This is a genomic window from Acinetobacter sp. SW-226 (genome assembly GCF_055632855.1).
On sequence record NZ_CM145752.1, the window covers coordinates 946,056 to 966,557 of the forward strand.

Annotated in this window: 16 protein-coding genes and 1 pseudogene; 8 read left to right on the forward strand and 9 right to left on the reverse strand. The window is 40.4% G+C overall.

Annotation, left to right across the window (positions count from 1 at the left end; genetic code table 11):
• Positions 1 to 55: 55 nt before the first annotated feature.
• Both ACZ8ZH_RS04475 and ACZ8ZH_RS04480 read left to right on the forward strand, forming a co-directional pair.
• Positions 56 to 1,939 carry an Lnb N-terminal periplasmic domain-containing protein gene (locus ACZ8ZH_RS04475; protein WP_119063121.1) on the forward strand — a complete coding sequence of 628 codons (1,884 nt, stop codon included), beginning with the start codon at positions 56 to 58 and terminating at the stop codon, positions 1,937 to 1,939.
• A 195-nt stretch (positions 1,940 to 2,134) separates the two neighbouring features.
• On the forward strand, positions 2,135 to 3,511 hold the full coding sequence (locus ACZ8ZH_RS04480; RefSeq protein ID WP_119063120.1) for a diguanylate cyclase: 1,377 nt from the start codon (positions 2,135 to 2,137) through the stop codon (positions 3,509 to 3,511).
• 56 nt (positions 3,512 to 3,567) lie between these two features.
• Here the strand turns inward: ACZ8ZH_RS04480 and ACZ8ZH_RS04485 are convergent, their stop codons facing one another.
• The 6 genes and pseudogenes from ACZ8ZH_RS04485 to ACZ8ZH_RS04510 form a co-directional block, all read right to left on the reverse strand.
• A complete protein-coding gene (locus ACZ8ZH_RS04485; protein WP_119063119.1) occupies positions 3,568 to 3,927 on the reverse strand; it encodes a cupin domain-containing protein in 360 nt (119 codons plus the stop codon).
• Positions 3,928 to 4,015: 88 nt separating this feature from the next.
• On the reverse strand, positions 4,016 to 4,564 hold the full coding sequence (folE, locus tag ACZ8ZH_RS04490; protein ID WP_171264403.1) for a GTP cyclohydrolase I FolE: 549 nt from the start codon (positions 4,562 to 4,564) through the stop codon (positions 4,016 to 4,018).
• 93 nt (positions 4,565 to 4,657) lie between these two features.
• Positions 4,658 to 5,344, reverse strand: a complete 687-nt coding sequence (locus tag ACZ8ZH_RS04495) for a Smr/MutS family protein (RefSeq protein WP_086208014.1) — start codon at positions 5,342 to 5,344, stop codon at positions 4,658 to 4,660.
• Between the two features lie 260 nt (positions 5,345 to 5,604).
• Positions 5,605 to 6,426, reverse strand: a complete 822-nt coding sequence (locus ACZ8ZH_RS04500) for an SDR family NAD(P)-dependent oxidoreductase (protein WP_228199384.1) — start codon at positions 6,424 to 6,426, stop codon at positions 5,605 to 5,607.
• A gap of 37 nt (positions 6,427 to 6,463) precedes the next feature.
• Positions 6,464 to 8,102 (reverse strand): annotated as a pseudogene (locus ACZ8ZH_RS04505) (long-chain fatty acid--CoA ligase).
• A 72-nt stretch (positions 8,103 to 8,174) separates the two neighbouring features.
• On the reverse strand, positions 8,175 to 8,669 hold the full coding sequence (locus tag ACZ8ZH_RS04510) for a 2,4'-dihydroxyacetophenone dioxygenase family protein (protein ID WP_119063117.1): 495 nt from the start codon (positions 8,667 to 8,669) through the stop codon (positions 8,175 to 8,177).
• Positions 8,670 to 9,024: 355 nt separating this feature from the next.
• Here ACZ8ZH_RS04510 and ACZ8ZH_RS04515 point away from each other — a divergent pair, with 355 nt between their 5' ends.
• Positions 9,025 to 11,682: a winged helix-turn-helix domain-containing protein gene (locus ACZ8ZH_RS04515; protein WP_162900237.1), complete on the forward strand. Its 2,658-nt coding sequence runs from the start codon at positions 9,025 to 9,027 to the stop codon at positions 11,680 to 11,682.
• Positions 11,683 to 11,799: 117 nt separating this feature from the next.
• Here ACZ8ZH_RS04515 and trpC read toward each other — a convergent pair whose 3' ends face one another.
• The 3 genes from trpC to ACZ8ZH_RS04530 are packed head-to-tail and all read right to left on the reverse strand — an operon-like array spanning position 11,800 to position 14,270.
• The gene (trpC, locus tag ACZ8ZH_RS04520; protein WP_119063116.1) at positions 11,800 to 12,606 is read right to left on the reverse strand and encodes an indole-3-glycerol phosphate synthase TrpC; all 807 of its coding nucleotides are present in this window, start codon (positions 12,604 to 12,606) and stop codon (positions 11,800 to 11,802) included.
• Positions 12,607 to 12,622: 16 nt separating this feature from the next.
• The gene (gene trpD, locus ACZ8ZH_RS04525; protein ID WP_119063115.1) at positions 12,623 to 13,669 is read right to left on the reverse strand and encodes an anthranilate phosphoribosyltransferase; all 1,047 of its coding nucleotides are present in this window, start codon (positions 13,667 to 13,669) and stop codon (positions 12,623 to 12,625) included.
• Between the two features lie 16 nt (positions 13,670 to 13,685).
• Positions 13,686 to 14,270 (reverse strand): anthranilate synthase component II, encoded by a 585-nt coding sequence (locus tag ACZ8ZH_RS04530; RefSeq protein WP_119063214.1) that lies wholly within the window; start codon positions 14,268 to 14,270, stop codon positions 13,686 to 13,688.
• A 1,428-nt stretch (positions 14,271 to 15,698) separates the two neighbouring features.
• Here ACZ8ZH_RS04530 and glnA point away from each other — a divergent pair.
• The 5 genes from glnA to ACZ8ZH_RS04555 all read left to right on the forward strand — a co-directional run bounded on the left by glnA (position 15,699) and on the right by ACZ8ZH_RS04555 (position 20,492).
• The gene (gene glnA / locus ACZ8ZH_RS04535) at positions 15,699 to 17,114 is read left to right on the forward strand and encodes a type I glutamate--ammonia ligase (RefSeq protein WP_171264393.1); all 1,416 of its coding nucleotides are present in this window, start codon (positions 15,699 to 15,701) and stop codon (positions 17,112 to 17,114) included.
• 89 nt (positions 17,115 to 17,203) lie between these two features.
• Positions 17,204 to 17,479, forward strand: a complete 276-nt coding sequence (locus ACZ8ZH_RS04540) for a hypothetical protein (RefSeq protein WP_086208006.1) — start codon at positions 17,204 to 17,206, stop codon at positions 17,477 to 17,479.
• A gap of 86 nt (positions 17,480 to 17,565) precedes the next feature.
• Entirely contained in the window at positions 17,566 to 18,051 is a 486-nt protein-coding gene (locus ACZ8ZH_RS04545; RefSeq protein ID WP_119063114.1) for a chorismate--pyruvate lyase family protein, read from the forward strand.
• Positions 18,048 to 18,929 (forward strand): 4-hydroxybenzoate octaprenyltransferase, encoded by an 882-nt coding sequence (ubiA, locus tag ACZ8ZH_RS04550; RefSeq protein WP_086208004.1) that lies wholly within the window; start codon positions 18,048 to 18,050, stop codon positions 18,927 to 18,929. Before ACZ8ZH_RS04545 ends, ubiA begins: the two co-directional genes overlap by 4 nt.
• A 108-nt stretch (positions 18,930 to 19,037) precedes the next feature.
• Positions 19,038 to 20,492, forward strand: a complete 1,455-nt coding sequence (locus tag ACZ8ZH_RS04555; RefSeq protein ID WP_086208003.1) for an alpha/beta hydrolase family protein — start codon at positions 19,038 to 19,040, stop codon at positions 20,490 to 20,492.
• Positions 20,493 to 20,502 lie beyond the last annotated feature (10 nt).

Sequence of the window (20,502 nt, forward strand, 5' to 3'; positions counted from 1 at the left end):
CCCTGTCTTTAAGGCAGGGTTTTTCATATCTAAAAAGAAGAAGACTCAACTCTGCATGAAATCGCTTCTCCTCTTTTCCAGTGCGCTGTTTAGCACCACGATCTTTGCTCAGGCACCCCGCTCAGCAGAGTTTTATATTGAAAAAGCCCATCAGCTTGAGCTTGCCTCAAATGTGACTTGGCAACGTTTGATGTATGCGAATACTTCGGGAAATAGTGAAGTGACCTATCGCCCGTTCTTCTATAGCGAACACGGACAAACCCAACTCAAGCAAGAACTTGATGCAAATATTGTGGCACTTTTTACACAGGCCGCCGCGAATGAATCCATTCAGTGTCGCTTTCCTGCACGTTCAAAATGGCTCATAAGACAACTTGATATTGCACCGAATCGATTTCCTAAAGCATCCTGTCCTGAACTGGATGAATGGATTGGGCAAATTAAGCCGTATAAGGCGACTTTAATTTATGCCACAGACTTTATGGGTAATCCCAGTTCGATGTTTGGACATACTTTGTTAAGGCTCGATCCTAAAGACCAAAAACAACTAAACTTAGTCTCTTATGCGGTAAATTACGCAGCGACAGTGGCCAATAGCGACAGTTTTTCTTTTGCGTGGAAGGGATTAACTGGGCAGTATCCGGGTGAGTATTCGCTCATGCCATACTACCGAAAAGTGAAAGAATATGGTGATTTGGAAAGCCGTGATCTGTGGGAGTACGAGTTAGCCCTGACTCCTGAAGAAACCAAAACCATGGTTGAGCATATTTGGGAGCTCAAACATGTGCAATTTCCTTACTACTTTATCAGTGACAATTGTGCTTATCGTTTACTGGGTTTAATTGATTTGGTTCGTCCAGATATCAATTTACAACAGCAATTTAAAACCGCAGCCATTCCAGTTGAGACCATTAAGGCTGTGGATGACAATCATTTAATTGCAGAAAGCGCTTACCGTCCTGCCTTAGAAACTCAATTACTCGCACAGGCTAAACAACATGGACAGAGCCTGGCTGTGGCTGCAAATCATATTGTGCAATTAACACCTGCTCAAATGCCAACTTTTTTAAATCAGTATTCTTTGGTTGATCAAGCGCGTATTTTAGAGATGGCTTACGATCATCTATATTTACAATTGATTGCGCAAAAAGTTACAGCAGAAGAGGCTCAGCCCCGCATTCGAGAATTATTGGGTTTGCGTAGTCAAATTGATTTGGAAAAACAGCGAAAAGCGGTTGAAACTCCCAAAGTAGATCCTGTCAAAGGACATCATGCACGGACTTTGCAACTGGAGGGAGGTAAGTTACAGGGAGACTCGTACTTCCAACTGAGTCATCGTCAGGCCTATCATGATTTGATCGACCCACAAGGCGGTTTTCGTTTAGGCACACAGCTTAAGTTCCTCGCAGGTAGCCTAGAGTACCGTGATGACCGACTGAAATTACAAGAGTTAAATTTGTTAGAAGTGAATGCTTATAGCCCATTAACTGCATTTAAAACCCCTTTAAGTTGGGGCTTTAATGTGGGATGGCAGCAAGAATCATTGGAGCGAAATGGTGAATTTAGTGAGCAGGATCAACACGGTGTATTCAATCTATCCAGTCAGTTTGGTTATAGTGTAGCAGACCAAGATCGCAAGCATTTATGTTATGTCCAATTGCAAAACCGGATTCAAGTTGGTCAAGCGCTAGAGCGTGATTGGCGAATGGGGATTGGACCAACATTGGGCTGTCAGAACATTTGGACTGAACATGTCAATAGTTTGGTACAGGTAGAATTGCCATATTGGGAAGATAGTCATCAATGGCAAGTCAGACTGAACACTCAACTGCAATATGTATTGAATCAGCAAAATGCATTACGGATTCATTGGCAGTATCAACAGCAAAAAGGCAAAGATTGGGATCAGACTGGGCTGAGTTATATCCGTTTTTTTTAGTATGACTTAGTTTTAGAGCTCCACGAATGGAGCTTTTTTTATGTCTAGAATCGCTGTTAAAACAAACAAATATCAGTGTTTGATTTTTATAAGACCTTGAAAGCTTACCTTGATGATGAAAATATGCATTAAAATTTGTTATATTAATCACATAAATTTCGAGCGATTCTCAAAATATATAAATAGGTAGGCTTTATGAATGATGAATGCATGGCTAAGTTGGCCGAGCAGTGGGGTAAAATTTGCCAACATTATTCAGTGAATGATCACATTAAAGCGCAAAATTTCATACAGCAGCATTCATTTGTATTGGTCAATGAATTTTATCGCAATATTGTTTTGGAGCCTGAAGCGGCTGATTTCTTTAAAGATGACATTATTCAACAACGCTTAAAAAACAGTTTAAACCAATGGTTGATTGAAAGCTTTGATGTGGCTTTGAATCAAGCTTATTTTACTGCAGTCGAAAAACAACAAAAAGTGGGACAGGTACATGCGCGGGTAGGTATTCCTTCATGGTTGATCATGCGTGGTATTCGTGAGATTGAAATCAAGATTTTGCAACTACTAGATGAACTTCAGCTCAAAAACAGTCATCAAATGCTCAGTTATATGCTGCAAATTATGGGTTTTGCCACTGAAATTATGTGTAGATCTTATGAGGCAAATACCGAACAGAGCCATGAAGTAAAACATAGCTATCGTTTATTTTCTGCAATGCAAGATGTAGCCGTGCAAAAAGATAAGCAGCGCAGTATTTTACTCGATTGGGAAAATGAGTTGATGTTCAAGGTTTTTTCCGAGCATCCGCAGTTACAGCATATTGCTTTGTCCAAGTCTGAGTTTGGTTTGTGGTTTGTGCATAAGGCCGCGTATGCGTTCACAGGTGCAGAACAGGTTGAGACTATTATTGGTTTGATTCAGCAAGTAGATGCACTGAATTTGCATGTACTTGACTGCCAGGATCAAACACAAAAGATCGAGCGTATTCAAGACATTCGTGAAATGAACCGACAGATTCAGCACTTGGTCGATCAACTGTTTCAAGTGACTGAATATATAGATTCAGGTAATGACTCTCTGACTCAGCTTCTTAATCGCCGTTATTTAAGTACAATTGTATCTCGTGAAATTAATTTTGCTCGTAGAAATGATGCACCTTTAAGTTTGCTGGCGATTGATGCAGATTATTTTAAAGGGATCAATGATAAATATGGCCATACCGCAGGGGATTTGGCCTTACGTTTTATTGCTGAAGCCTTGTTGGATGTGGCGAAGGGGAGTGACTACGCTTTCCGAGTTGGCGGTGAAGAGTTTTTATTACTTTTGGTTGACAGTAATCTCCAAAGGGCTTCGGATGTTGCTGAAACGATTCGTAGCCGTATTCAAGAGACATCCATTCGAACGCCTTTAGGACAAAGCTTTAGCTTTACGGTGAGTATTGGTTGCACTATTTATAATGGTCATCCTGATTATCAGCGCTTTTTAGACACCGCTGACGCAGCACTGTATACGGCTAAAAATAATGGCCGTAACTGTATTCATGTAAGTGAAAAACTTTTGAGTGTTTAAGGTATAGGCTAAAAAACTCAGAACACAAAACAATTTTAAGTCGTTTCTTGAGGCACTTATACCTCAACAATTACATAGTATTTTTTGACAGCTTCAACGACTTCAAATGTGCCAATAAAACTTGGTGGAATAATGCCTGCCTGTCCTGCTTTTACTTCAATGACGTTTTGTGTGTGGGCATCATGAATACGGACACTTCCCTCCATGACTTGAAAGAATTCTTGTTTATTGTCTGCAAAGTGAATATTCCATGAGCCGACTTCACAGTGCCAAATTCCGCAAGCCATATGTGGATGCTTATATAGGCTGTAGGTTTGACGTTCAGGATTTCCTTGCACTAAACGGTCTGGACGAGGAAAATCAATACTGTGTTCGCCTTGGGTTAAACCATGACCTGCTAACCAAATTACTGACATTGTTCATTTCTCTAAACAAAAAAGAATCATGCGATAAGTTTTGCATAAAAAAAGCCCCAACATCTGTTGAGGCTGAATACCGCAGAGATTAATAACTTTCAGGAACCGCACTTAAAAACTCGCGACGTTCTTCTTTATTGGTTTTAAAGTCGCCAATAAAAGAAACCGTACGAGTCGTCGATTCTTGCTTACCAACACCACGCATCATCATGCACATATGAGCTGAGTCAATCATAACAGCAACACCACGTGCACCTGTCACTTCTGCAACTGCTTCTGCAATTTGTTGGGTGAGGTTTTCTTGGATCTGTAGGCGACGTGCAAACATTTCGGTAATGCGTGCAAATTTAGACAAACCAAGTACATGGCCTTCAGGCAAATACGCAATATGTACGCGACCATAGAACGGTAGTAAATGATGTTCGCACAATGAATAAAATTCGATATTTTTAACCAATACCATTTCACGGTTGTCCGATGGGAAAACCGCATTGTTGGTCACTTCTTCTAAGCTTTTGCTATAACCAGACGTTAAATACGAAAAAGCTTTAGCAGCACGCATAGGCGTATCGAGGAGACCTGGACGATTTAGGTCTTCACCAACGGCAGTTAGAATGTTAGCGTAGGATTGCTGCATAGACATAAGACGTGTTCACTTACACTGATATTGAACAAGGACGGCATTGTAGCAGAAAACTATTGCAATGCCTTGTTTTGGACTAAAATCCGATTACTGTTTAAACTTTGGATTTTTCTCGCTGCGTTTAAGTAAGACTAAAACAGCACCAGTACCACCTTGTTTTTCTGGAGCGCTTACAAAAGCGAGGACATCACGGTGTTGGCGTAGCCAGCCATTCACATAGGTTTTTAAAATGGCTTCTGGACCTTTACCATGTACAATTTTAATCACATTTTGATTTTCATCTTTCGCCATTTGAATAATTTGCAAGACAGCCACACGTGCTTCTTCAACGGTACAACCATGCAAATCAACAGCTTCAAACCAGCGGATGTTACCTGCTTTTAAGTCTTCAAATACTTTATGTTGTAGCGTAGCAATACGATAACTGAGCGCTGCTTGGCTCGCTACAGGGTTGAGCATCGCTTGAGTATCGGACAGCTCAGTTGCATCAGTTTGCATTGGACCTTCGGCTGCCGCACGTTTAGCTAAAGTTTGTGCATCCATTTTTTTCTTTGGATTTTTTTCTATTTTGGCAATATTTGCAGTCTCCATTTTCTGGACACCGTGCATTTGTTTTTGAAACAACGCGAAATCATCTTCTGGCTCAGCTTGAGCGACTTGAGCTTTGGCTTCAGACTGTTTGATGGCAGTCGAATGCGGATTGGTGATCTGCTTTTTAAAGTCTTTCAGTAAATTAAACTGCTCTTTAGAAAGCGATGAATCATGTTTGCTCATAGGGTCAGAAAAATACGCAAAATAAGGAATGAGACAGTAATTATAGTCTGAATTTGCAATGATTTGAACTGAATTGCACTTATAGGGAATAGTAATAAATTGCAGGGAAAATGATAGGTTATTTTAAAAACATGAGATTAAGTATCGCTTTTATCAGAGGCTGAAAATCATTGAATCTAAGTCAATGTTGTCCCGATAGGGCTCAACACATGACTTAGATTCAAGTTTGGCGTATTGCTTATACTTTAAGTGGGGGCAACTTAGCTTGCGTGTAAGCGACTGATGATTTTATCGAGCTTTTTATCAATTTGACCACGATATACATCAGGCAAAACACGTGAAATTTTTGCAAGTATACGGGCTTGAGTGCCAGGGATGATCATAAATTGAGAAGATAAAATTCCATCGTAAATTTCTGCGCAGGCTTTTTCAACGGGCATGCTACCTCCGAGTTGCTTTAAGGCTGCTGTAATTGGAGAACCATTTTTACGTTCCTCTGCCACGAGCGGCGTATCCACTTCTGGTGGACAGACTACAGCGACATCAATATTTTGACTGCGAAGTTCCATACGCAATACTTCAGCCAAGCCAACCACCCCAAATTTAGAAGAGCAGTAGCCTGTATAGCCATAGCAACCAACTAAACCTGCAGCAGAGGCAATAAACACCAGTTTAGGGTGTTTACCTTGTTGAGCGGCTTGCTTGAGATATGCTAATGCAGCATGGGCTACGTTTCGGCTCCCGACAAGGTTGATGTTGATCTGACGTAAAAACTCCTCAGCACTCATGTCTTCAAAGGATTTGGCAACCACGATTCCAGCTGAGTTAATCAGTAGATCAGGCGGACCAAAGGCAGTAACGGCTTCTGCAAATTTTGCCTGTAGGGTATTTTCATTTTGTACATCAATTTCAAATCCACATACAGCAGGTGAGCGTTTTTGTAAGTCAATAACCGCTTCTTCAATCCCTGTATGAGCAAAAATACATACTTGATAGCGATCTTGAAGTAAGCGTTTGCTGAGTTCAAGACCGATACCACTACTGCCGCCAGTAACCCATGCTGTTTTCATATTCTTTTTCATTTCAATCTCCTGATGTGTATTTTGATTGTTAGGGCGATCAGATCACTTCACTTGGGAGTAATGCATCCGCAAACAGTGTACGAAGTTCAGCTTTTACAATCTTCCCCGTACCATTAATGGGTAAAGCATCCACAAAAATGACTGCATCAGGAATCTGCCAACGCGCAAGTTTATTTTCAAAATAGGCCCGTGCTTCTTCTTCGGTTAGCGTTGAGTTTTCTTGTTTCACGGCAATTAGAATTGGACGTTCATCCCATTTTGGATGACGCGCGGCAATCGCTGCTGCCATACGAATTTCAGGGTGGCCGACGGCAATGATTTTCAATTTCAACTGAAGAAATCCACTCACCGCCTGATTTGATCAGATCTTTGGCACGGTCGCAAATGGTCATATAACCATCAGCATTCAGGGTTGCAATATCACCTGTATCAAACCAACCATCGAATGTGACTGCACTTTTCTCTTGGTTGAAATAGTGGTCGACAATCCAAGGACCTCGAATTTGTAAGTTGCCTTGTGTTCTACCATCATGAGCTAAAGGCGCGTGGTTGTTTTCGGCATCCACAATACGCAGTTCAACGCCAAAGGGTGGACGGCCTTGCGTTAGACGGAGTTGTTCAAACTCTTCAGCACTTAAAGAGGCATGTTTGGCTTTAGGCTGGTTGACTGTACCAAGTGGGCTAGTTTCTGACATGCCCCAAGCATGAATGGTGTCACATGCGTAATTGTCTTTAAAATCGCGAATGATGGATGGTGGGCAAGCGGCACCGCCAACGACATTTCGGTTCATACTGGCTAAAGTTGTGCCACGCTTTTTCGCCGTTGCCAGTAAACCTTGCCAAATGGTTGGAACGCCTAAAGCCACGGTTACTTTATAGTCGTCAATTAAGCTGACTAGGCTGTCCCCATCAAGATTTGGTCCAGGAAGGACAACACTTGAACCTACCATGGCTGCTGCATAGGGGACTCCCCATGCATTTACGTGGAACATTGGCACCACAGGCATGACCGTATCATTGGCAGATAAATTTAAAGAATCTGGCAAAGCAATTGCCATGCTATGCAGTAAAGTAGAACGATGGCTGTACAACACTCCTTTAGGATTACCTGTTGTACCTGAGGTATAACATAATGAACTTGGAGTTTCTTCACTCAGCTGTGGCCAGTTAAAGTCAGTAGATTGATTTAGAATTAACTCATCATAGAAAATGACATTTGGTAGTACGGCCAAGACTTTTTCATCAGGTGAACCGTAGCAAATGAATTTTTCTACAGTGGGTACCTTGTCTTGAATCGCAGTGATTAAAGGTAAAAAGGTTGAGTCAAAGAAAATCACTTTGTCTTGCGCGTCATTAATAATAAAAATCAGCTGCTCGGGGAATAAGCGTGGATTAATGGTATGACAAACATAGCCACTCCCTGAAATTGCATACCAAGACTCTAAATGGCGGTGATTGTTCCATGCGATCGTGGCAAGGCGGTCACCTAAGTCAAGGTGAAATGTTTTCAATGCGTGAGCAAGACGTTTGCTATTTTGTTGAACTTCGTGCCAATTGGTCGTGGTGATTTGTCCAGTGACTTCTCGAGAAATAATGGTGGTATCAGCATGATATCTTGCAGCATGCTCAATTAAGTTACTAATTAACAAAGATTGGTGCATCATTTTGCCAAACATTTCGGTCATCCTTGGATTGAATCATTGTTTTATAAATGAGGTTTTTAAGGTGAGTTAAAAACCTTTCGGCTTTTATTGAGCGCTCATTACAACTTCTGAGCCAGGCTTGATATAACGTGGCATTTTCTGTCCTGTTTGTTCTGCTATCACATGCAGTGTGCGCTCAATCCAGCCTGCATCCATAATGAACATGAGTGAGTCATCATCATTCAAATTCACATTTGCACCATCAATTACCATAAAACCTTCAGCCCCATCAGGTGTTGCTAAGGTGTGGATGGAACCTGCAGGTTCGAATAAATAGCTGCCCGCAGTTTGAACATCTTCTGGATATTCGACATAATGCCAAGAACCTGCTGTGGTGTAAAAATGTACAACACCTGTATGGAAATGGCGCGGTAGCACTGTACCTGCATCAAAGCGTGCATAAATCACCCATTTACCATTATCAGGATCTAAAAAGCACGGTGTTACGTGTACACCTGGTAAAGCATTTTTTATTTCGCCATCTTTAATGTTCATTGTTAATAAGCGATCTTGATGTTTGATTGACTGTGCAATGCTCATGACAAACTCCATGTATGTCTTCAATTTTAAAAAACAGGTATCAATTTCTTGAAATATAGATACCTGTGATTTCCACTTTTTGAGCATAACAATCTTGTAGAGGATGCAAACCATTCGAAAGAATGGATTTTCTATGCTTTAGCTAAACTCTAAAAGAATGGTTTAAGGTATGGGGGATCATGATTTTGGCTCAATATCACCTTATTCCATCAAACAGGCCAGACTAATTTATCAGTGTATTTGGTGTAGAATCGACTTAAGATGACCACTCCATGACAGTGTTGTGTTTTATGCAAAATTCAGGGAAATGAAGGTTGCTGCAACAATGTAATCAGAAAGATTGGATGAATAAAAAATGCAAGTGTTAAAGACCAAACTCAGTCGCCCAAGCATGGCAAGTGACCGAGCCATGCAACGCCCTCAACTGCTCAGTCAGATGGTGAATTATTGTCAGTCTTCCTTGGTTTTTATACATGCTGCAGCTGGGTATGGAAAAACGACACTCATGTACCAACTGAGTGAAAGGCTTGCTGCAAATGGAAAAAGAGTGGGTTGGTTAACTTTAGATAGTGATGATAATGACCCCATTCGTTTATATCAGTATTTACAATTGGCACTACTTCCCAGAGAGCAGTTAGTCGCCATTGCACATGGTCAAATACATAAGCAACATATTATTGAACTCGCCCAACAAGTCGCCTTAATAGAGATTGATACCGTTTTATTTATTGATGAACTTGATGTTTTAGACAACCAAGAAAGCTTAAATATCCTGTGGTGGTTATATCAATATTTACCTCAAAATGCCCATTTGGTGATTGCTTCAAGGGTTAAACCAAACTGGAGTTTTGTCAAAGAGTATCTCTTAGGACGCTTAAAATGGGTAACGGAAGAGCATTTAAGTATCAAGTCGCAAGAAAGCCCTGAGTTAATTCACTTTTTACAACAACAAAATTTCGATCATGTAAGTTTAAGCCCTGAATTGGCGGAACAACTGATCCATAAAACAGAGGGGTGGTTTACAGGTATTCAGCTTACCAATTTATATTTGAAGGAAAATCAAGATATTCATGGGTTTATTCAAAATTTAAATGGTGCGCATCATCAGATTGTTAATTATTTGAGTGAGCAAGTTTTTTTACAGCAGGATGCTGAGATTCAACAATTTTTATTGCAAATTAGTGTCTTGAGAAAACTGAATGTGGCATTGGTGATTGCACTTACAGCGAACAATACTGCACAGCAAATGCTAGATGCTATCAGTCAAAAGAGTCTGTTTATACAAGCTTTAGATGATCAAAGAATGTGGTATCGCATACATCATTTATTTCGAGATTTTCTACAAGCGAAGTTTAAACTTTTACAACCCGACTGCTATAAAAAAATGCATTGTAAAGCAGCAGAATGGTTTAAGCAGCAACGTTATTTGATGGACGCGATCTATCATGCTCAGCAGGCAGAAGATCAACAACTGATTCTGTCTTTGCTCAATTCAGTTTGTCGTGAATTAATTTTAGAAGGGCGACATTATACTTTTTTGGAGTTAGTCAAACAGTTACCAGATGCTATTTTGCTGCAAAATCCTAAGTTACTCTATGACATTATTTGGTCTCTGGTGCTGACTCATCAAGCGACTTTAGCCAATCATTATCTACAGCTTTGGCATAGTGTTGATCAGCATGAGGCTTTGTTACAACATGAAGACCAATTGGGTTTAGCGCCTTTAATTGCCGTCTTGGAAGATAAGTTGGAACTCGCTTATACACAAGCACAGCAAAACTTGGCACAACTGGCAAGCACAGCCTATTTTTCTCGTGCTCCGCTTATTGGGATTGGGGCGCTCTATCAGATTTGTTCAGGACACATGACTGAAGGGCGGAAGCTACTCTTACAGACGCGTATTCTCTATTTGCAAGGCCATAACTTATATGGTTTAGCGATGGTCGATTGCGTTGATGCTTTATGTGACTATTTGCTTGGAGATTTAACACTTGCAGCAGAGAAATTTAGTCAAATTGGGCAAAGTGACGAATACCGTAATCTAGGCTTAGATGCGGATAATAAAGCGGCCATTATGAATATTCTGAGTAGTTTTAAAGCCGATCTATATTATGAAATGAATCGAATATCGCAGGTTGAAGATGCATTAATTGATTTCAATGGCGGTGACCATTTGGCCATGCCTGATATGGTTATGGTCGGCTATATTCTTCAGATGCGTTTAGCGACTTTGCGCCAAGATCAGGCCGCAATACAGCTGTGTTCAAATCAAGCCCATACTCGTAGTAGTCAATGGTCACTTCCACGACTTGCACATACGGTGCAACTTTATGTGCAACAACAGTTAAACCCTTATTCAGACTTGGCTGACGTTGGACAAGGCACCTTTAAACCTTTTCTAAATTTTACTCATTTGCTACGTGGGGACGATTTAATTCCTATTCGCACGCAAATTTTTACAGGCCAAGTACAGCCCGCTGTAGAGTATCTTAGTCAACAGTTAGACCTTTTTAAGATTTATCCTATACGGCAGGCACGAGTTCAAGTTTTACTGGCATTAGCACTATATCAGTTGAAACAGGCTGAACAGGCTTTAGACCATTTACAACAAGCGCTTGAGCGACTCATGCCCACACACGCTGTGCGCGTCATTTTAGATGAGCATCCGTTCATTTGGGATATGTTAGCTGATTTAAGTCAGCATCTAGCTCGACAGCAACAAAAACATCTGACCACGCTTATAGCGTATATCCAGCACTTACAAAAGTTGCATCAAACTGAAACCAGTGGGGGTGTTTCGTTAAATAGCACGAAGGTTGAACCTTTATCGAAGCGTGAAATACAAATTCTGGAAAAATTAAGTCAGGGCTGTACCGATGCAGAAATATCCGAGTCGATTTTTTTATCCATCAATACGGTGAAGTGGCATTTGCGTAAAATCTATAACAAGCTACAGGTACGATCGAGAATGGAAGCAGTGAATGAAGCCAAAAAACAGGGTTTAATTGAATAATTTGAGATCTCATCAGTTTTGTAGGTGGTGTTATTTGACAAGATATTCAACAGCTTTTTGAAAGGACATACCAAAAAGTATTCAGGGCAAGACTTAGCTCTTACCCTGAAATTTTGATTAGAGTGTTTCGGGTGTTCCAAACAGCTCTGTGAAAGCGTGGTCAGGTCGTGGTTGTTTCATAAAACTTTCACCGACCAAGAAAGTATGAATGTCATGCTCTTGCATCATCGCAACATCCGTAGGTGTTGCAATACCGCTTTCAGTGACCAGTAAACGTGAGGGTTCAAGCAGTTTTTTCAAACGAATCGAGGTGTTTAGGTCGACATCAAAGGTTTTTAAATTGCGATTATTTACACCTAACAAACAACGTTCAGAGAGGCGTAGTGCACGTTCAAGCTCTGCTTCATCATGTACTTCAACCAACACATCCAAATTCTGCTCAAAAGCTGTTTTGGACATTTCTTCGAGTTGTTGATCAGATAAACACGCCACAATCAGAAGAATACAGTCAGCATGTAAAGCACGTGCTTCAATCACCCCATAAGGGTCAATCAGAAAGTCTTTACGCAATGCTGGTAGGCCACAGTGAGAACGTGCAATTTGGATGTTTTCATCGGCGCCTTGGAAGAAGTCGGCATCAGTAAGCACAGATAAACAGGCTGCGCCTGCTGCTTCATACTGTTGCGCAATTTCAGCAGGATCAAAGTTTTCACGAATGATCCCTTTAGACGGAGATGCTTTTTTAATTTCAGCAATCACACCAGGTTTTTTACTCAGTAAAGACTGAGCAAAACCACGTACAGGCGTTGCCTCAAGTGCCCATTCTTCAACATCTTTATAGCTACGTTGTTTGAGGCGTGCAGCAAACTCTTCCTGCTTACGATCTACAATTTTGCCTAAAATCGTATTTGCGATATCTACCATGACAAAATCCTGTCTATCAAGCGTCGTATTGTTTAAGAGTTTTAGTGAATTCAGCAAGGATGCTCATTTTTTCTAAAGCCTGACCACCATAGATAATGTCATGTGCCAAAGCCACACCTTGCTTATAGGTGGTGCAAAGTCCTGAGACATACAGACCAGCACCTGCGTTTAAAGCAATCATATTGGCTGCTTTTTCACCTTTTTCAGATTTCTTTTTACCTAAAGCATCTTTAATCAAAGTCAGGCTTTCCGCAGAGTTTTGGATCATCAAACCGGTTAAGGTTTGCGATTCGATACCAACATCTTCAGGTTGGATTTCCCACTCGACCACCTCACCATGTTTCAGTTCAGCCACATAGGTACTTGATGCAAGGCTAATTTCATCCAAACCATCTTTAGAATGAACCACCATGACATGTTCTGCACCCAGTTGTTTCATGACTTCTGCAATTGGACGGCACAATTCAGTCGAAAAGACGCCAATCACTAGACGTTTTACCCCAGCCGGATTCGTAAGCGGGCCGAGTAAATTGAAAATACTGCGGATGCCTAACTCACGACGTGGGCCGACTGCATATTTCATGGCCTTATGATGATTTGGTGCAAACAAGAAACCGACGCCCATTTCACGAATACAACGTTCAGTTTGTTGCATGTTTAAGTCAAGCTGGATGCCAGCTTGTTCTAACAAGTCAGATGAACCTGATTTGGTTGAAACACCACGGTTACCATGTTTAGCAATGGTTGCACCTGCTGCTGCAATCACAAAAGCAGATGCGGTCGAGACGTTAAATAAATTCTGACCGTCGCCACCTGTACCTACAATATCGACTAAATAAGGCACATCACTGACATCAATTTTGATGGCAAACTCGCGCATGACACGAGCTGCGGCGGTAATTTCATCAATACTTTCGCCTTTTAAGCGTAAACCCATCATCAGTGCACCAATTTGGGCATCTGTTGCTTCACCATTCATGATGGTACGCATGACCTCTTCCATTTGCGGTTGGGTCAATTCAATATTTTTGGTGATGTTATTTAAAGCCTGTTGAATATTCATTTTTCACTGCACTCATTTATGCATAAATTTCTAAAAAGTTCTTAAAGATTTGATGGCCATGCTGACTCAAGATAGATTCAGGGTGAAACTGAACGCCTTCAACGGCAAGCGCCTTATGTTTTACACCCATGATTTCTTCAATGGAACCATCTGTTTCATTGGTCCAGCAGGTCACTTCTAAGCATTCAGGCAAAGTTGCTTGATCAATCACCAGTGAGTGATAGCGCGTCGCTGAAAATGGAGACGGCAGGTTGCTAAAAATGCCTTTATTGGAGTGATGCATATCAGACAAACGACCATGCATTACTTTTTTGGCACGAATGATATCGCCGCCAAAAGCTTGACCAATTGCTTGATGTCCTAAGCACACACCTAATAATGGAATTTTTCCAGCAAAGTGCTGAATAGCTGGAATGGAAATTCCTGCTTCTGATGGTGAACATGGGCCAGGACCAATCACCAGATACTTAGGTTGCCATCGCTCAATATCTTCTAATGTCACGGCATCATTACGCACTACTTTTACTTCTTGATTTAACTCGCCAAAATACTGGACGATGTTGTATGTAAAAGAGTCATAGTTGTCGATCATGAGAAGCATTTTGAGCATAACCTCTTGAAATTTATTATAGTAATTAACATTGCTAAATAGTGTTTCTCACAATGTTACTCACTTTGCATAAAGTTATTAATAAGTGAAGGCCTGAAAAAAGCCGCTTATTAGGCGGCTACTTTAGCATTTTTACTTTGTTTTGTGACAATTTCATTTACATAACTATCGAGCCAATAACTTCTATTAGGTAGCAATACCGCTATTTATAAAGATGAACTTGTTGGGAATGTCATCGAAGCTATTCAAAGCAGATCTAAACTTCAAAATCTACAAGAAGACATCAAGAAAAATTTGAATGACTATTTTGGCTTTAGGTATAGACAAAAATATTTAAAAAACTGAAGTCAATACTATGAACAGAATAGAAATCGAGCTGGCTCGCCCATACTGGTCATTGGTCTATAACATTAGCGATAAAACCGTAGATGATGGTTACAGTATGAATTTGAGGGTATTTAAAAAGGTATTTGCGTCCCATAGTGCAGATAAGTTTACTGCGAGTTTCAACCTGAATAACAAAGGGTGTTTATAGTAGTGAAGTACAACCACTGGCGACATGGAAAGAAAATGATTATGTGCTGGTCAAAGTTCATCGCGATAAAGCCAAAGAGGCTTGTACTCAAAAATATATATTGAAGAAATAGATGCTGCTCTACTCAAAGCTGAAAGTTCATTTTATATCGGTCAAATGCTTGGCTAAATGTCGGTCTTTTTATTGATGTTGTTGTATCTCACTATGCAAAGCGAGCTTAATGGTAGGGCGAAAGTGCTTATGAAATTTTGTATAATTCAGTCTATTGTCTGCTTTGTGATTGCTTTCATTATAGTCTTGGGGCAAACAGCAACTGGACTTGATTTTATGTGTGATTTCGGTGTGTGAATGGCGATAAAGTCGAGTGAAGGTGTAAGAACAGTTCAACCACCAGTAAAATGTCACCAAAACAGAGCATATTTTTTTGAATAGACTGAACTATTCGGCTTGTAGCTACTTGTGTATTACGCTTTGTTGTTTTTTTATTTTATATAAAAACATATACTTGTAATCAATATGCAATTTTTTTTAGATAATCTTCATTTGGAAATATGTGCAATATATAGAAATAAAGATCAAAATAATGGACGATATACTCGCATATTTTAGAAAAAATGAGTAAAAAAAGCACAGAAAATACAAAAATGCACCATTATGAATCATGCTGAAAATCTTTTAGATTAAATATCATGAAGCATGCGTGAATATGGTGCATTTAGTTTTTAGCTCAGTATAATAGAGTAAAAGCGAATGCTTCAAAACGGTTATTCTAATAAGGAATTCAACATTTTAGCTAAGCTTTTTAAAGTTGGTACGGTAATTGCTTTAAAAGAACCAACTACTAACACGCACTCAAGAGTGCAACAAAAAATCATCGGAGTAAAATGAGCATGGCGAATAAGGTCCTACAACTCATCCAAGAAAGTGGTGCAAAATGGGTCGATTTCCGTTTTACGGATACGAAGGGTAAAGAGCAACACGTAACTTACCCAGCAGATACTATCGATGAAGATACTTTTGAAGACGGTAAAATGTTTGATGGTTCTTCAATTGCGGGTTGGAAAGGCATTGAAGCATCAGACATGATCTTACGCCCAGATGCTGCAACTGGTTTTATTGACCCATTCTTCGCTGAGCCAACAGTAGTTGTTACTTGTGATGTTATCGAACCATCAACTGGTCAAGGTTATGACCGTGATCCACGTTCGATTGCTCGCCGTGCTGAAGAATACCTAAAATCGACAGGTATTGGTGATACTGCATTCTTTGGTCCTGAACCAGAATTCTTCGTATTTGACGAAGTGAAGTGGGAAGTTGATATGTCTGGCGCACGCCATACATTGATCGCGGAAGAAGCTGCTTGGTCTACAGGTAAAGATTACGAATCAGGTAACTCTGGTCACCGTCCACGTGTGAAAGGTGGTTATTTCCCAGTTCCTCCAGTTGACTCTTCACATGACATGCGTGCTGATATGTGTGCGCGTATTGAAGACATCATGGGCCCAGGTCGTGTAGAAGTACATCACCACGAAGTTGCATCTTGCCAGTTAGAAATTGGTGTAAGCTTCAATACAATGGTTCGTAAAGCAGACGAAGTACAACAGTTCAAATATGCTGTTTGGAACGTTGCACATCAATATGCAAAAACCGCAACTTTCATGCCTAAACCAATGGTGGGTGATAACGGTTCTGGTATGCACGTTCACATGTCTATCTCTAAAGATGGCAAGAACTTGTTTGCTGGTGATGAATATGCTGGTCTTTCTGAGATGGCGCTTTACTTCATCGGTGGTGTAATCAAGCATGCTCGCGCATTGAACGCAATTACTAACCCTTCTACTAACTCGTACAAGCGTTTAGTTCCACACTTCGAAGCACCAATTATGCTTGCTTATTCAGCACGTAACCGTTCTGCTTCTATCCGTATTCCTTACGTTTCTAGCCCGAAAGGCAAGCGTATTGAAGCTCGTTTCCCAGATCCAATGATGAACCCGTACTTAGGTTTCGCAGCATTATTGATGGCGGGTATCGACGGTATCCAAAACAAGATTCACCCAGGTGAAGCTGCTGACAAGAACTTATATGATCTTCCTCCAGAAGAAGAAGCAAAAATCCCTACAGTTGCGCACAGCCTAGATATGGCTCTTGAAGCGCTTCAAGCGGATCATGAATTCTTACTGAAAGGTGGTGTATTCACTAAAGAAATGCTTGATGCATATATCGAACTTAAAACTGAAGAAGTGCGTCGCTTGAATACGACAACTCACCCAGTTGAATTTGATATGTACTACAGCTTGTAATTCTGAACTGAATTTCACTGTAAAAAACCCGCGCTAGTCGCGGGTTTTTTTGTATCATCTGTTTAACTTGAAAAAAAGTGATGAGAGTGATGGCACAACGTAAGAAGCACACCAGTTTTTATCCTTGGGTTGACCCTAAGAATCATGACAAAGGGTTTAAGTTAAATTTTTCGATGGTGACGTATATCGAAGTTGGTCGTACCTCTGAAGGTTATAAGCAGGCAGAGTTTGTTGCATTGAAAAGCCCTGAGTTGGCATTGGATTATGATTATCCTCAAAGTTTTTATTTGAGTGCTGAAGGTTTTATTTTAGTGAAAACACCACAAGGTACATTTGAAACCATTGCAAAGACAGATAATTGTTAGTGGCTGATCTTGGAATAGAATCAAAGGCATTTTCATAACTCAATAAGCGTGAAGTGCGCAGTAAAATCAATGGTACAGGTAGGCTTATGCAGCAGATTCCAACGGAACTAAAAACATGGTTATATGCTTCAGGTTCACTTACGCAACAACTAACGGATTTGGCAGATGGGGCGTTTAGGGTTCAACCCACTAAAGAGCATTTTCAGCGCCTTCAATTTATTGATGCTAAATGGATGAATATGCCGTATCAGCATATTTCATGGGTGCGAGAAAGTTTTTTATATGGCAGTGATGCAGAGCCTTGGGTTAAAGCTAAAAGTATTTTTCCGATTTTAAGTTTACGGGGTCGTGCTCGACTATTTAAACATATTGGAAAAAAACCTATAGGTTGGTTTTTATTTCAGCGTACCAATCCAGCATGTGAACGCCGTGTTATTTGGTTGGATGATGGCTGGACAAGACAGAGCTGTTATACTTGGCACGGCTGTAAGTTTATTGTTCAAGAAACGTTTTTAGCGAGCTTTGAACAGTTCTTGCAGAAGCAAAATTCAGCAAGTGAAGGACAGTCATGACCGCTGCACATCAGATTACTTGGCGTGAACGTTTAGAAGCCTATTATTATTTATGTCGTTTTGACAAGCCAATTGGTACGGAGTTGGTATTTTGGCCCACCATGTGGGCATTATGGATTGCTAACCGAGGTATGCCGACTCTAAACATCTTAATTCCGATGATTTTAGGCACAATTTTTATGCGTGCAGCAGGCTGTGCCATCAATGATTTTGCTGACCGTAAAGTTGATGCACATGTAGAACGCACCAAGACACGTCCATTAGCAACAGGGATTATTAGCGCTAAAGAAGCAATTTATGTGTTTTTAGCTTTGGTTTTCGCTAGTGCTTGTATGCTGTTGTTTTTACCAATTGAAACGTTCTATTGCTCCTTTGGCGCGTTGTTCCTTGCCTTTATTTATCCTTTTATGAAGCGCTATACCCATTTGCCACAGGTGTTTTTGGGTGCGGCATTTTCATGGTCAATTCCTATGGCCTATACCGCTGTTGGAGAGCCTTTAGGCCTTACATGTTGGTTGTTGTATTTTGGCAATCTTGCTTGGACAGTTGCTTACGATACTCAGTATGCAATCACTGACCGTGAATATGATTTAAAAATTGGCGTGAAATCAACAGCCATCCTATTTGGTCGTTTTGATATTCAAATTATTGCGCTATTACAAGTTGCGAGTGTTGTCTTAATTGGGACGGCACTTTACTTAGAAAGTTTATTGATACCGTTTGGTTTAATAGCATTATTTATGGTTATGCTGGATTTTCTTTACCAATGGACTAAAACCAGAGACAAAAATCCACAGCGTTGTTTTTGGGCATTTCGTCATAATCGTTGGGTAGGTTTGATTATTTTTGTTGGAATCTTTTTAGAATTAAATATTTAAAATAAACTTTTGTTCAAAAAGCATCCTATACAGGGTGCTTTTTTTATGCCTTAATAAAATGGCATGTAGTTTCATGCTTAAAAAACAATGATCAAAAAAGGATATTTTATGAAACATTCGAAAATAGCTTTAGCCCTGACAGTTGCTGTTTCAACACTGTCTTTAACCGCTTGTAATGATGATGACAATTCGTCTAGTTCACATCAACAATCAAGCTATGTGTCTGAAGGGAACTATGCTTTAGATACCGTGGAAAATAGTTCATCTATTAAAGTCATGACTTATAACCTGACGAATGTGCAGGGGAAGACAGCGACCGCAACGGCAATGGTTTTATTTCCACAGGTAACTCAACCTAAAGATGGTTATCGTGTGGTGGTCTGGGAGCATGGAACGGTTGGAGGTGCAGATGATTGTGCCCCAAGTAAAAACGTCATTCATCCTCGCTTCAAAATTTTAGCAAATAGCTTATTGGCTGCAGGTTATGTCATTGTTGCCCCTGATTATGAGGGGTTGGGTACACCAGGTGTACATCCTTATTTGAACTTATCTAGTCAGGCTAATTCCGCAATTGCAGCGGTAAAAGCGGCAAAAGAGCATTACGGTAAGCAGTTAAATGGCGCTTGGATGTCGATTGGTCAATCACAAGGTGGGCATGCTTCTTTGGGTACAGCAGAATTTGCCAATACAGATACAACTTATAAGGGGGCAGTAGCAGGTGCACCTGCATCTAGTCTAGGGCAAATTATTCAAATTTATCTTGATCCACAGTTTAATCTGGATACGAATGGCGTGCCCAAAGCACATGGTCTTAATAGGTTAGATGAGCAATTACAACAGGTTCGTTATGCAGTTGCAAACAAGATCATTACAGCAGAACAAGGACAAGCGACAATTGATCAAATTGCAGATGGTTATGCTGAACTTTTGGCTTATGCAGCACTGGCAAGCTCAGGTATTAAAGCGTATCAACCTGATTATGATTTAAAAAATATCTTTACCGCTGATGCTGCTGATATTGCAGAAAGTGCGTATGGTCGTAATGGTGATGATGGTGCCTGTTTGAGTTATCCAGAACCGAATAGTGCCAATGGATTACAAGAACAATTTAAAGCTGGCGTTGTAGAGTTTTTGGCAGATCCAACCCATTGGACTTCACAGTATGGTATTGATTTAAATAAAATGAAATCAGATCCAGTGGTTCAGAAATTCTTGGTTGATAATCAGCCTGCAACTAATGCGACTGCTGCGAAAGTGATTAAAACTCCTGTATTTATTATTCAAGGTGCAAATGATCAAGCCGTACTGCCTGTGGTAACACAAGCCTTATATGCAAACATGAAAGCGAACGCGACCAGCTACTTCCCGCAACAGGCTTATGCTGATGGTTATAAATTAACGATTGTACCGAATGCGAGTCACACCCAAGCTATTGTTTGTCAAAATGCAAATGCGGTTGATTTTATACAGACTTATATGTCTGCGGGGACAGGTATAGTGTTAACTGATGCAGAAAAAGATGCGAGTAGCAACCAACATTGCACAGGTATCGTGCCATCATAGTATAGATGGA